The following is a 13,120-nucleotide window of genomic DNA, read 5'->3' on the forward strand; positions in this document are numbered from 1 at the left end:
AGCGTGAGTGACAACGGCGGGACGCCGCGCACCGCACCGGCGGACCTGACGGGGATCGGCCTCCTCGCGGGCGCCGTTCCCGGCGTACGCGAGGCGGTGGCGGTCACCCGCCACCGGGTGAGGACACCCGAGGCATCGGGCGGGCCGAACCCCGAAGACCCGCCCGCCACGGGGGCGGCGGCCGGAACCCCGGTCCCGGACGACCGGCCGGCCGTCAGCACCGGCCCCGTACAGAGGATCCCGGCGGACGGCGTGGAAACGCTGACCGAGGCCCTGCTCAGGGCGGCGGAGCTGGCGCCGGACCGGGGCACGACCTTCGTGCTCCGGGACGGCAGTACGGACCGGCAGACCTACCCGGAGCTGCTGGACGAGGCGCTGCGCCTGCTGGCCGGACTGCGGGGGGCCGGAGTCGGCCGGGGCGAGGCCGTGCTGCTCCAGTGCGCGGACAGCCGCGCCTTCCTCACCGGATTCTGGGCCTGTGTGCTCGGCGGCTTCCTGCCGACTCCGGTGGGGCCCGCGCCCGACTACACGGCGGACAACGCCGTCACACGCAAGCTGCGGTCGGCCTGGCAGCTGCTCGGCAGGCCCTTCGTGCTGACCGACACGGAGCTGCGGGACAGCGTCGCCGGTCTGGGCCGTGGCTGGGGGGCCGGGTTCAGGGCCGGCTCCGTCGCGGAGCTGACAGCCGAAGAGGCCGCGGAACCCGAGACCGCCCACCCGGACCAGCCGGTCCTCAACCTGCTGACCTCGGGCAGCACCGGAACGCCCAAGTGCGTGCGGCACGCGCACAGGTCCGTCGTGGCGCGCAGCTACGCGACCGCCCAGGCCAACGGATTCACCGAGCACGAGATCACGCTGAACTTCATGCCCCTCGACCACGTCGGCGGCATCGTCATGTCGAACGTGCGGGACGTCTTCCTGCGCTGCGAGCACATCAACGCGCTCACGGACTCCCTCGTCCGCCGCCCGGTGAATCTCCTCGACTGGTGCGAGCGCTTCGCGGTCACCAACACCTGGGCGCCCAACTTCGCGTTCGCACTGGTCAACAAGCACGCCGAGGAGATCGAGGCGGGCAGCTGGGACCTCTCGCGACTGCGGCACATCTGCAACGCGGGGGAGGCGGTGGTGCCGCGCACCGCGCACCGGCTCCTCGAACTGCTGGCCCCCCACGGTCTGCCGCCCCTCGCGATGGTCCCCTGCTGGGGCATGTCGGAGACGTCGTCGGGAGTCACCTACTCCGCGATGGACGCGCGTGACCCCGCGGTGGGCACCGTCTCCCTCGACCCGGCCTCCCTGGACGGCCCGCTGATCGCGCTTCCGCACGGCACACCGCGCGCCGTCGTGCTCGCAGACGCCGGACCCCCGATAGCCGGAGTCGGCCTGCGCATCGTCGACCGCGAGGGCGAGGTCCTGCCCGAGGGCCGCGTCGGACGGCTTCAGGTCACCGGAGACACCCTGCTGCTCGAATACTTCGGGAACGAGCCCGCCAACGCGGCGAGCTTCACCGGCGACGGCTGGTTCGAGACCGGGGATCTCGCGTTCCTGCGCCAGGGCCGCCTCACGCTCACCGGCCGCGAGAAGGACATGGTGATCGTCAACGGCGCCAACCACCCCGTGTCCGACATCGAAGCGGTGGTCGAACAGTGCCCCGGGGTACGGCCGGCCTGCGCCGCGGTGTGCGCCGTCCGCGACGAGGAGGCCGACACCGGCGCGCTCCTGGTGTTCTTCGTACCCGCCCAGGACGCGGCCGGAGACCTCGACGGCACCGTCACCGCCATCCGGGCGGAACTCGCCCGGGACCTCGCGCTGCGCCCGAAGGCGGTCGTACCCGTGACCGCCGACGAGTTCCCCAGAACGGCCAGCGGCAAGATCCAGCGCAATCAGCTCGCAGAGGCCTATGCGGACGGGCGGTTCGACGGCCGGCAGTACGACCGGCGGCCCGCCCGCGACGAGACGGCCGACGACTGGCTGCTCGAACGGGTCTGGACAGCCGTGGACCCGGCCGGCGCGGCCCGACCCACCCGGCCGGTCCTGCTGTACGCGCCGGGGGACAGCGCCCTGACGGCACACCTCACCGCACTCCTCCCCGGCGGACGGATCAGGGTGCTCTCTGCCGGAGACCGGCCGAGGACCCCCGGGCCGGGGCACGCGGAGGTGGACCCCCTCGACCCGGAGCAGCACGAGCGCGCCCTCGCCCATCTCACCGGAAGCCTCGACGAGCCGCTCCGCGTGCTGTACGCGTGGGGGAGCGAGCCGGGACCGACGGCGGCCGGGACGGCACCGGACGGCCTCGCGGCGGCGCACCTGCTGGTCGCTCTCGGCGCCCTCGCGCGGGCCCACCCGGACGCCGAGGTCACCGTCCTCACCCGGCACGCCCTCGGCGTGGCGGCGGACGACGCGATCGACCCGGGCCGGGCGGCGCTGTCCGGCCTGGTCCGCAGCGCCGCCGCCGAGGGCCTGCTCGCCTCGGTCGGGCTGGTCGACGTGCCCGCGGAAGCCGACGCCGCCGAGAGCGCGCGGCTCGCGCTGGCCGGGTACGGAACCGACACGGTCGCCGTCCGCGAAGGCGTGGCGTACGCGCCTCGGCTGCGGATGACGGCCAGGCCCACCGAGCTCGGCGTACCGGCCGAGGCCCTGCGGCCCGGCGGCACCTGTCTGGTCATCGGTGGTCTCGGCGGTCTCGGCGCGATCGTCTCCGAGTACCTGCTCGCCGCCATGGGCGCCCGGCTCCTGATCACCGGACGCACCCCGGAGGCCGAACTGCCCCGCACGGGAGCCGATGCCGTGCTCCGCGATCTCCGGGAACTGGGCGATGTGCGCTACGCCGCCGTGGACGTCGCCTCCGCGGCCGCACTCCGCGAAGCGGTCGCCGAGGCGGAGAAGCACTGGGGGCGACCCCTGGACCTGGTGGTCCACACCGCGGGCGCGTCCCCGGCCCCGCAGTGGGAGGACCTCCCGGCGCATCAGTTCGGCAGGGAGAGCGTCCCCTGGCTGCGCACCATGCTGCACTCCAAACTCGAAGGCGGGGCAGCGGTCGGGGAACTGCTCGACGGCCACCCGGACACCGGTGTGGTGCTGTTCTCCTCGGTCAACGGCTTCCTCGGAGGCACCGCCTACAGCGCCTACGCCGCGGCGAACGCGGCGCTCGACGGCTTCGCGCACCGCTGGGCGGCCGGTGGCCGGTATGTGCGCTGTCTGGCCTGGAGCATGTGGGCCGGTGTGGGCATGAACGACGGCAGTCCGCTGATCGCCGCCGCACAGCGCCGCGGACTGCGGCTGATCGAACCCTCCGACGGGCTGGGGCTGCTGCTCGCCGCCCTGAACCAGCCCCGGCCGTACCTCCTGATCGGCGCCGACCCGGGCAACCCCCACCTGGCGGTACACCTCGCACCGGACCAGTTCGCCGGCGGCAGCACCGTGGTGGCCGTGGTCCCCGACGGTACGGTCGAACCCGAGACGGTCAGGAGCGCCGTGGCAGCCGCTCTCGCCCGGCGCGGCGTACTCGCCCAGGTCCTGGCCGTCCCGCAGATCGCCAGAGACACGGGGGGCGCCCCCGACGCCGGCCGGATCCTCGCCCACCGTGACGGCGCCGCCGGGCCCTCGCGGTACGTGGCTCCGCAGGGGCCGACGGAGTCGGTGGTGGCCCGGGTCATCCAGGAACAGCTGAAGCAGGGCCCGGTGGGACGGGAGGACTCGGTCTTCGCGCTCGGCGGCGACTCGATCCAGGTACTGCAGGTGGCGGGCAGCCTGGGCGAGTGCTTCGGGCGGGAACTCCCGGTCAGGCTGCTGTACGTCCACCCGACCGTCCGGGAGCTCGCCACGGCCATCGACGCCGGCGGTTCCGCCTGACTCGGCAGCCGGTCGCGCCCCGGACCGGGGCGCGACCCACCCGTAACCCTCAGACTCTGACGGCCTGTTGGATCACCGTGGCGACCTCGGCCCGGTGGTCGGTGAGGAAGAAGTGTTCACCGGGGCGGACGAACAGCTCGAACCGCTCCGAGGTCATCTCGCCCCAGCCGCGCATCTCCTCGGCCTTCACCTCGGGGTCGGCGTCGCCGCACCACCCCAGCACGGGGCAGCTCAGGGCCGGGCCCGGCGTGTACGTGTACCGCTCGATCAGGGCGAAGTCGGCACGCATCATCGGGATCAGGACGTCGAGCAGCTCTTCGTGCGCCAGGATCTCCTCCGAGGCGGCCCCGTAGTCGCGGAGTACCTGCACGAACTCGGCCCTGGGCAGCGTGGAGAACCGGGCCACCGGGCGGCGGACGGGCGGGGCGGGGCGGCCGCTGACGAACAGGAAGTCCGCCGGACCGCCCAGCCGTTCGAGGCGCCTGGCCACCTCGAACGCGATGATCGCCCCCATGCTGTGCCCGAACAGCAGGGGCCTGGTGGGGGCGCGGGCGATCAGGGCCGCGATCTCGTCGGCCAGGGCCGCCATGTCGGTGGGGCCCGGTTCCGCCATCCTGGGGCCCCGGCCGGGCAGCTGGACGGGGACGAGTTCGACCGTGTCGTGGAAGCGCGGGGCCCAGGACGCGTAGTAGCCGGCCGTCCCTCCCGCGAAGGGGAAGCAGTACAGGCTCGCGGAGGCGCCGCCGAGCCGGAACCGGTCGTCGAACCAGGAACCGGCCCGGACCCCGGCCGGGGGGCGTGGCGACCCGGTCATCCAGCGGCCTCCGAGAGGGTGCGTTCGGTGACCCCGGCCCGGGGGGTGAGCCGCACCGGCATGTTCTTGTAGCCGGCCACCAGGTTCGATGCCAGATGAGTCACCTCGCCGGCCGGTTCGACCCGCTCCACCAGATTCATCAGCTCGTCCAGGAAGATGCGCAGGCCGAGAGTGGCCAGACCCGCGCCGATGCAGTAGTGCGGCCCGACACCGAAGGCGACGTGCTTGTTCGGCTGCCGCGTCACGTCGAACTCGTACGGCCGGTCGAAGACCCGCTCGTCCCGGTTGGCAGAGCCCAGCCACACGCTCACCGGCTCGCCCTCCCGCAGGGTCCTGCCGTGCAGCTGGACATCGCGCAGCGCGTAGCGCATGAAGTGGCTCGCGGGGGACGACCAGCGCAAGGTCTCCTGGACGCACAGCCGCCTGAGGCCCACGTCCTCGCGGACCCTGCGGAACTGCCCCGGATGCTCGGCCATCAGGGCCACCAGCGTGGACGTGACGTGCGGTGTCGTGACGTTCGCGCCCAGCAGGAGCGCGTAGCAGTTGAGGACGAGCTGCTGCTCGGTCAGCGGAGCCCCGTCGACGTCCATCGCGCGCAGAATGCTCAGCAGATCACCGCCGTCGGCGTCGGAACGCCGCCGGGAGCGGACTTCGCTCAGGAAGAAGTCGAACAGCTCGTGGTGCGCCTGGCGGAGCGTGGCCTTCGAGTCACCGACCGAGTAGTCGGGGTCGTCGTAGGCGATCGTCATCGCCGTCAGCTCGGACATGCGCCGCCAGTTCTCCCGCGGCAGACCCATGAGCGTTCCGGTGAAGGCCATGGGGAACAGCAGCGCGGCCTGCGCCATGTCGAACACCCCGCCGTCGAGCGCCGGGCGCAGCAGGTCGCGGACGATCGCGCGTATCGGCTCCTCCTGCGCGGCGACGGCCCGGGGAGTCAGTGCCCGGTTCACCGGTTCCCTCAGCATCCGGTGCCGGGGCGGATCGGTGTCGGGCATCATCTCGTCGGAGGCGAAGTCGGGCATGCTCAGATCGATGATGCACAGCATGGTCCCGCGCCGGGAGGTGAACGACTCGTAGTCGCGCAGGACCATCGAGACGTCCTCGTGCCGCGTCAGCACCCAGAACGCCTCGCGGCCGTCGGCCGGGTCGCAGTAGTAGGCGGGGTCGTGCTCCCGCAGCCGAGCCCAGAGCGCGTGCGGATCGGCGGACGCGTAGTAGGTGGAGTCGAGCAGGTCGGCGTCCTTGAACTCGGCAGGGCCGAAGGGAGGTCGGGTAAGTCGCATGTCAGGCTCCTTCGCCGGTGTCCGCGAGCCGGGCGTTCACCTCGTGCGTGAGTTCGGTGACGACCGTGGCCCGGTAGAAGACCCTGGGCGTCAGCCGCACCCCGAATTCCTTGTCGATGACGTCCAGCAGCTCGATCGCCGACAGCGAGGTGCCGCCGAGCGTGAAGAAGTCGTCGCTGTCGCGGACGTGCTCGACCTTCAGTACGCGCCCGTAGACCTCGGCGATCTGCGTGCTTGTGGGATCAGGCATCAGGCATCCACCTCTACGGCTTCGGGTTTTCCGATGACACGTAGCGCGGCCGCTCCGATCGCGGCCGCGCTGACGCCGGCTTCCTCCAGGGCTTCCCGGTGTCCTCGTACGACGGTCCCCACGCGGCCGCGTACGGCCACCCGCAGATGCGGTACGGGACAGTGCTCACCGGCCGTCTCCGCCACGGCGTCACCGAGCCCGCCGTGGGGGCGGTGCTCCTCCACCGTCACCAGCCCGGCGGTGGCTCTCGCGGCGCGCACCACCGTCCCGGTGTCCAGCGGCGAGAGGGTGTGGACCTGCACCACGCGGCAGCGCACCCCGTCGGCCAGGAGCTCGTCCGCCGCCTGGAGGGCCATCAGTACGGGGAATGGCCCCATGGCCATGAGCGTGACGTCGTCGCCGGTCCGCAGGGTCACCATGCGCCCGAGTTCGAAGCGGGGAACGATGTCGTGCACGGCGGGAGTGGCCGAGCGTCCCAGGCGCAGGTACGCGGGTCCCGGCAGGGCGTGCAGGGAACGCAGTGCCGGGCCGATCTCCGACGCGTCCGCGGGCACCACGACGGTCAGGTCCATCAGCGCCCTGGCGACGGCCAGGTCCTCCAGCCCGTAGTGGGTCGTTCCGAAGTGCGTCGCGGAGAGGCCCGCGTGGGTGGCGACGATCCGTACGGGCAGTTCGTTGCCGACGATGTCGATCTTGAGCTGCTCGGCGGCCCGCATCGTGGCGAACGTGGCCATGGTGTGGACGTAGGGCAGGTAGCCGCGGGAGGCCAGGCCGGCGGCGATGCCGAACATGTTCGCCTCCGCGATTCCCACATTGACGTATCGCTCGGGGAACCGGGTGCCGAAGGTGTTCTCCAGACCGCCGGTGTCCGAGTCGAGGCAGATGACGCGTTCGTCGGCCGCTGCCAGTTCGATCAGCGCCCTGCGGTACGCGAGCCGGGGGGACTCCGGCCCCTTCCTGTCCGGCCCGTCCGGTGCGGCCGTCATGAGGGTGCCTGCGCTTCCAGGCTCGCGTACGCGCGTTTGAGCAGCTCCGGCCGCAGCGTGACGTAGTGGCTCGCCGTCTTCCCCTGCAGGAACGACACCCCTCGCCCCTTCAGCGTCCGCGCGATCACCGCGACGGGGCGCTCGCCGGGCCGGCGCAGGGCCGTGCGCAGGGCCTCCAGATCGTGTCCGTCGACCGTCCGCGTCTCCCAGCCGAACGCCTCGAACCTCGCGGCGAGGGGTTCGAGGCCCACGCGGTCCTCGGTCGGCCCGGTGATCTGGAGCCGGTTGCGGTCGATGACGGCGACGATGTTGTTGAGCCGCTGGTGCCCGGCGAACATCGCCGCCTCCCAGACCGTCCCCTCCTGCAACTCGCCGTCACCGAGCAGCAGATAGACGCGGCCGGAGCCGCCGGAGAACCTCTCGGCAAGGGCGAGGCCGGAGGCCAGGCTCAGGCCGTGTCCGAGCGAGCCGGTGGGGAATTCGACCCCGGGCAGTCCGCGGGGCGGATGCCCGAAGAGCCGGCTCCCCGGTGTCGCGTACCGGGTCAGCTCCTCCGGGCCGAGCCGTCCGGTGGCCGCGAGCGCGGCGTAGAGCGCGGGTGCGGCATGCCCCTTGCTGAGGATGAAGGCGTCCCGTTCGTCGAGGACTTCGCCGTAGAGCACGGCGAGGATGTCCGCGCAGGAGAGGCTGCCGCCCAGGTGCGCGCCCTGTGGCCCCGCGGCCATCCGCACGATGTCGCGACGCAGCCGGTGGGCGAGTTCCGCGAGCCGGCGCGTCATCGGGCGCCGTCCGTGAAGTGCCGGCGCCAGTCGTCCGTGCCCTGTGCGCGGGCGATGTCGCGGACCAGGTCGAGGTGCTCCCAGGCCTTCTCGAAGCCTCGGGCGTACAGCGGGAGCACGTCGGCGGCCGCCGGATTGAGGTGGCGCCGCTGAAGACAGAGCGAGCCGTCGATGACCTGACAGGACGAGGGGAACCGGGCGGCGATGTCCTCGTACGTCAGGTCCGCCGGGCGGAAGGCGGGGTGCGCGGGCAGCGGAGCCACCTGGTACTGCGAGACGGGCACTCCCTCGGCCCTGAGCACGCGGTGCAGCGCCCGGCGGACCGCGGCGGGCGCGATGCCCGCCATGTCCATCTCCTCCGGCACGAGGAGCAGCCGGATGATGTGCCAGGCGTGCGAGCGGTCCTCCGGCACGCGGGGGACCCGGAGCCCAGGCAGCGCCGCGAGCCGGCCGAGCAGGGCGGTGACGGCCAGGTCCCGGTCCTTCGAGTAGGCCGGGAGGCGGGTCAACTGCGAGCGGGTGAAGGCTGCTTGTACGGGGCCGAGCCGGGCGTTGCCGCCCGCGCCGTGCGCGATGTAGGTCCGGGTGGCTGCCGGTGCCCGCTCGCCGAAGTTCCGCAGCGCGAGCGCGGCCTCCCGCAGCGGACCGGAGTCGGTGGTGATCAGCCCGCCTTCCCCGCAGGTCGGCAGGTTCTTGCTCGGGTGGAGGCTGAAACAGCCGAGCACACCGAGCGCTCCGGTTCTCCGGCCCCGGTAGGTGGCGCCGTGCGCCTGCGCCGCGTCCTCGACCACCGCCAGTGCACCGGCCTCCGCCGTGGAGGCCAGCGCGTCCATATCGGCGGGCAGTCCGTGCAGATGGACGGGGAGGAGCGCCGCGGTCCGCCCCGTCAGCACCTCGGGCACCCGCTTCGGGTCCAGCGTGTACGTGTCGGGGGCGATGTCGGCGAACACCGGAGTGGCGTCGCACTGGAGGACCGCGTGGGCGGTTGCGTTCATGGTCAGCGCGGGGATGACGACCTCGTCCCCGCGGCCGATGCCGAGCGCGCCGAGCGCCACCCGCAGGGCCGCGGTTCCCGAGCTCACGGCCACGCAGTGAGCCGTTCCGACGTGCTCGGCCCATTCCCGCTCCAGCGCGGGGACTTCCACCTCCCCGGCCGCTGTCGCGGTCAGCCGGCCCCCGTGCAGCACGCGGAACACGGCCTGCTCGTCCTCGGACGTGACGACCGGCCAGAGCGTCGTCGCGGACGCGCCGCCGGAGGGGACGGCCGGTGTTCCGCCGAGCATCGCGAGCTTGCTCATCACACCTCCTTCGGCTTGTCTTCCCAGTGCGTGAGTACGCCTTCGAGGCGCTGGAGGCTCTGTTCCCAGTGCACCAGCAGCCGCCTGCCCAGGGCTGTCACCCGGTCCACGGGCGGGCTGTCCGCGACGGCTCCGTGTGCCGAGCCGACGCGCAGTCCCGTCCAGCTGTGTGCCACCAGGTCGACCCAGCGTGCGGCCTCCACCAGGTCGGGCCGCTCGAACCGCAGCCCCGCCCGGGTGAGGAAGGTGCTGTGCAGGCTCGTCTCGGCCTGGGCCGGCCAGCCGAGGACGTAGATCTCCTGGAGGGCGCGCGGGCCCTCGCGGCGGATCCGTCCGGGCAGCTCGTCGAGGAGGCGCGCGAGGACCGCGGGGCCCTCGGCCGCTCCGGTGCCGCGCATCGAGGCCACGTTGTCCGTCAGCACCTCGCGCAGCCAGGGCGGCGAGAGGGTGGGCTGCGGCCCGGTGGTGCGTACCTCCAGCCAGCGCCAGGCCGGGGAACTGCCCGCGAAGAACGGGTCGCTCGCGTCGTCGACGGCCAGGGAAGAGCGTGCCTTTTCGAGAACGGAACGGGGCAGGTCTCCGCGGTGGGCGGGCGGCATGGGGTCGGCGATCCGGTACACGTCGCGCTCCGGCTCGTACGCCGTGACGACGAGGAGGTGGGCCGCGTGGACGTCGTGGTAGGCCGGCCGGAAGGGCAGGTGGTAGTTGTTCACCGCGACGACGGGGGAAACGCCCCGCGCGAGTGCGGCCAGCACGTCGTGGTGGGCCGCGGCGGCGTCGCGAGGACTGTGCCAGCGCAGCGATACCGGGTGATGCAGGCAGAAGTATTCTTCGATGCGGTCACCGGCCGGATGGAAGTATTCCACCGATTCGACGGGGCCCCTGGGTGCGGAAAAACGCCATCCGGCGCCGAGTGCCTGGACCGGGTCCCATCCTGCACGTTCGAGTACGTAACCGATATCCATCTGCAGACAACTGCTCAGATCGTCGTACCAGGAAACAAAAGAGCCCCCTGCCGGGGCGTTCACCGAACGGTCTCGATGGTGAGGGCGAATACATGTAAGGCCGGGTTGTCGGGCAGCCGCAGTGCGCGTACGGGCTCTCTTCGCGTCACCGGTATCCGCACGGCCCACAATTGACCTGACAGGTTGTCCTGACGGTGGTGCGGATAGTGCATCGAGGGTGATGCCGCGGCAAGGGATTCACCGAAGTGTGCCTGCGCGGGCCAGAAATCAGAGACCCTGATCCACTCCGGATCGACCGCGCCGGAGGAGTAATGGATGTGGACGGTCTCCTCGCAGCGCCGTTCGGCGGTTGCTAATAAGTGCAGCCATTCCGCTTTGCTTTCGGGAAGCTGTAGATATTGGGCTTCGCAGCGGATGTTGTCGGGCTCGGAGTTGACCTTGTTGGTGGCCTCGAAGGGGACTCCGTCTACCGAGAGCCGGCCGGAAGGGATGGTTTCGAGTTGCAAACTGTTCCCCCAAACGTTGAGTCGGCCGTCACTCAGGTTCTGCCTTGCGGTAAGGGCGACGTTGTTGAGATGCGGTGCCAGATCGACCGCTGTCATGGTGTGTACACGTGACGTCTCTACGGGCAGAAAGTGGCTCACTCCTTGGCCCTCATCGATTCATGTGGGGTACCTGGGACAGCGCCTGCACTGGGGCTGGATGCTAGGCGACGCACTCAGGCCGAAGCAAGACTTAATGTTCTCATGGCCTACTCTTGACTGCCCCGTGATTCGAGTGTTCTACTTCCGCTGGATGTCAGGTCCATGCTCCTGGTGAGGGGAAAGTCAATATGACTGGTTCACCCAGCGAATGCCCTGAGTGTCACGCAACCGTTGCTGTGGACGCGGACGTGATGATCGCGGAGATTATTGACTGCGTGGATTGCTCCACAGGACTTGAGGTGGTGTCCGTGGACCCATTGATCCTCGCCCTGGCCCCCGAGATCGAAGAGGACTGGGGAGAATAGCTCGGTAGCGGGCGGCCTGGAAAGATCCAATGACGGGGGACGGGGGGCGAGTGCGGTCGTCGTATCCAGTAGTGCTGATTGCCACGCGTATCCGTGCTGAGGAACGCATGTTGCTCGAAGCGTTCCGGCGCCGCGCGGTGTCCTGCGTGCACGTGGACGACCGCTCTCTGGTCTACCGGGTGGGTGGACCGCCGCCGGAATGGCGTGCTGTTCTCAACCGTGCGATTTCAGCGACCAGAAGAATCGAAGTAAGCAGACTGTACGAGGCGTTGGACATCCCGGTGTTCAACTCGCTTGCCACACTGACGTGTTGCAGCAGCAAGATAGCCGGTTCGCTCGCCCTGCACCATGCCGGACTGCCGATCCCCGCGACCGCGATCGCGCTCGACGCCGCGTCCGGCGGTGCGGCGGTCGCCGAGGTCGGGTTCCCCGCCGTGGTCAAGCCCGTCGTCGGTTCCTGGGGGCGGGGCCTCGCCAAGGTCAACGACGCCGACGCCGCCGAGGCCGTCTTCGGTCTGCGGGACCAGCTGCCCTCACCGGTCCAGAAACTCCCCTACACCCAGGAGTTCGTACGCGGCCGCGACATCAGGGTGCTGGTCGTCGGCGGCCGGGCGGTCGCCGCGATCGAGCGGGCCGGCGAGCACTGGGTGCGCAATACCGCCCGGGGAGGGCAGGCACGGGCCTGCGTGCTCGACCCCGGGCTCACCGAGCTCGCGGAAGGCGCCGCGGCGGCGGTGGGCGGCGGCATCCTCGGGGTCGATCTCCTTGAGACGGACCAGGGGAGCCGGCTCGTGATCGAAGTCAACGGCGGGGTGGAGTTCCACGGCCTCGCGGCCGCGCATCCCGGGATCCCGGTCGCCGACGTGATGATCGACTACGTGTTGGGCAGGACTCCATGAAGGTTTCGGTCATCGGCGCTTCCGGCTATGCCGGCGGTGAACTCGTACGGCTGGCTCTGGGACACCCGGACCTCGACCTTGTCCAGGTGACGTCACGACGCCATGCCGGTGGCACGCTCGGAGTCGCGCACCCCAACCTCCGGCACCACACGGACATCACGTTCACGGCACCCGACCGCCTCGAAACCGTCGATGTCCTCTTCACCGCGTTACCCAAGGGCGAATCCCTGAGCCTGCAACCGAGGCTGAGCCGGGCCGCGACCCTGCTCGTGGACCTGGGGCAGGACTTCAGGGACCCAGCCACGAGCACGGATCCGCCCTTCGTGCCGGGACTCCCGGAGCTGTACAGGGCAGAGCTGGTCGGCGCGGACCGGATCAGCGTCCCCGGCTGCATGGCGACGGCCGCCACCCTGGCCATCAAGCCCCTGGCGGAAGCGGGACTGGTGGCCGGTGACGTCATCCTCGACGCGCGCACGGGATCCAGCGGCGCGGGAGCGGCACCGGGCGAGGCGACCCACCACGCGGAGAGACAGCACGCCTTACGCGTGTACCGGGCGGCCGGACACCGGCACGAACGGGAAGTCGGCCGGATGTGCGGGATCAGGGCGCGGATGACCGTGACCGCCGTGCCCCTGGTCAGGGGCGTCCAGGTCATCGCGCACATCCGCCCGCCCCGGCCGGTGTCCCGCGCGGAGATCTGGCAGACCTACCGCCGGCACTACGCCGGTGAACCGTTCGTCCGGCTCGTGGCCCGGCGGGCGGGACTGCACCGGCTGCCGGATCCGCAGTTCCTGACCGGCAGCAACTTCACCGACATCGGATTCGACGTCGATGACGACGGCGAACGCGTCGTCGTCGTCGCGGCGCTGGACAATCTCGTCAAGGGCGCCGCCGGGGGAGCGGTCCAGAGCATGAACGTCGCCGCGGGAATCCCCGAACGGACCGGCGTGGACTTTCCCGGATTGCACCCGGTGTAGGCGGGTGGCGG

At 71.2% G+C, this 13,120-nt stretch carries 12 protein-coding genes; 4 read left to right on the forward strand and 8 right to left on the reverse strand.

Annotated elements, in window-relative coordinates:
- Positions 1–3: 3 nt before the first annotated feature.
- Positions 4–3,849 (forward strand): SDR family NAD(P)-dependent oxidoreductase, encoded by a 3,846-nt coding sequence (locus RLT59_RS28735; RefSeq protein ID WP_311306077.1) that lies wholly within the window; start codon positions 4–6, stop codon positions 3,847–3,849.
- 49 nt (positions 3,850–3,898) lie between these two features.
- Here RLT59_RS28735 and RLT59_RS28740 read toward each other — a convergent pair whose 3' ends face one another.
- The 8 genes from RLT59_RS28740 to RLT59_RS28775 are packed head-to-tail and all read right to left on the reverse strand — an operon-like array spanning position 3,899 to position 10,826.
- Entirely contained in the window at positions 3,899–4,663 is a 765-nt protein-coding gene (locus RLT59_RS28740; RefSeq protein ID WP_311306078.1) for a thioesterase II family protein, read from the reverse strand.
- Positions 4,660–5,946: a cytochrome P450 gene (locus tag RLT59_RS28745; RefSeq protein WP_311306079.1), complete on the reverse strand. Its 1,287-nt coding sequence runs from the start codon at positions 5,944–5,946 to the stop codon at positions 4,660–4,662. Before RLT59_RS28745 ends, RLT59_RS28740 begins: the two co-directional genes overlap by 4 nt.
- A 1-nt stretch (position 5,947) precedes the next feature.
- Positions 5,948–6,196 (reverse strand): phosphopantetheine-binding protein, encoded by a 249-nt coding sequence (locus tag RLT59_RS28750; protein WP_311306080.1) that lies wholly within the window; start codon positions 6,194–6,196, stop codon positions 5,948–5,950.
- Positions 6,196–7,182, reverse strand: a complete 987-nt coding sequence (locus RLT59_RS28755) for a transketolase family protein (protein ID WP_311306081.1) — start codon at positions 7,180–7,182, stop codon at positions 6,196–6,198. The genes RLT59_RS28750 and RLT59_RS28755 overlap by 1 nt, the downstream gene beginning before the upstream one ends.
- On the reverse strand, positions 7,179–7,961 hold the full coding sequence (locus tag RLT59_RS28760; RefSeq protein ID WP_311306082.1) for a transketolase: 783 nt from the start codon (positions 7,959–7,961) through the stop codon (positions 7,179–7,181). Before RLT59_RS28760 ends, RLT59_RS28755 begins: the two co-directional genes overlap by 4 nt.
- Complete coding sequence (locus RLT59_RS28765; protein ID WP_311306083.1) at positions 7,958–9,259, reverse strand: DegT/DnrJ/EryC1/StrS family aminotransferase; 1,302 nt, start codon at positions 9,257–9,259, stop codon at positions 7,958–7,960. Before RLT59_RS28765 ends, RLT59_RS28760 begins: the two co-directional genes overlap by 4 nt.
- Positions 9,259–10,224: a BtrH N-terminal domain-containing protein gene (locus RLT59_RS28770; RefSeq protein WP_311306084.1), complete on the reverse strand. Its 966-nt coding sequence runs from the start codon at positions 10,222–10,224 to the stop codon at positions 9,259–9,261. Before RLT59_RS28770 ends, RLT59_RS28765 begins: the two co-directional genes overlap by 1 nt.
- Positions 10,225–10,283: 59 nt before the next feature.
- Positions 10,284–10,826 (reverse strand): beta-sandwich domain-containing protein, encoded by a 543-nt coding sequence (locus tag RLT59_RS28775; RefSeq protein WP_311306085.1) that lies wholly within the window; start codon positions 10,824–10,826, stop codon positions 10,284–10,286.
- A gap of 230 nt (positions 10,827–11,056) precedes the next feature.
- Here RLT59_RS28775 and lysW point away from each other — a divergent pair, with 230 nt between their 5' ends.
- Genes lysW through argC form a run of 3 tightly spaced genes read left to right on the forward strand, consistent with a single transcriptional unit; the run spans position 11,057 to position 13,109 of the window.
- Positions 11,057–11,233, forward strand: a complete 177-nt coding sequence (lysW, locus tag RLT59_RS39475) for a lysine biosynthesis protein LysW (protein ID WP_399126285.1) — start codon at positions 11,057–11,059, stop codon at positions 11,231–11,233.
- A 29-nt stretch (positions 11,234–11,262) separates the two neighbouring features.
- On the forward strand, positions 11,263–12,132 hold the full coding sequence (locus tag RLT59_RS28780; protein WP_311306086.1) for a RimK family alpha-L-glutamate ligase: 870 nt from the start codon (positions 11,263–11,265) through the stop codon (positions 12,130–12,132).
- Positions 12,129–13,109 (forward strand): N-acetyl-gamma-glutamyl-phosphate reductase, encoded by a 981-nt coding sequence (gene argC, locus RLT59_RS28785; RefSeq protein WP_311306087.1) that lies wholly within the window; start codon positions 12,129–12,131, stop codon positions 13,107–13,109. Before RLT59_RS28780 ends, argC begins: the two co-directional genes overlap by 4 nt.
- The last annotated feature ends 11 nt before the right edge of the window (positions 13,110–13,120 follow it).

The organism is Streptomyces sp. ITFR-6, assembly GCF_031844725.1.
GTDB lineage: Bacteria > Actinomycetota > Actinomycetes > Streptomycetales > Streptomycetaceae > Streptomyces.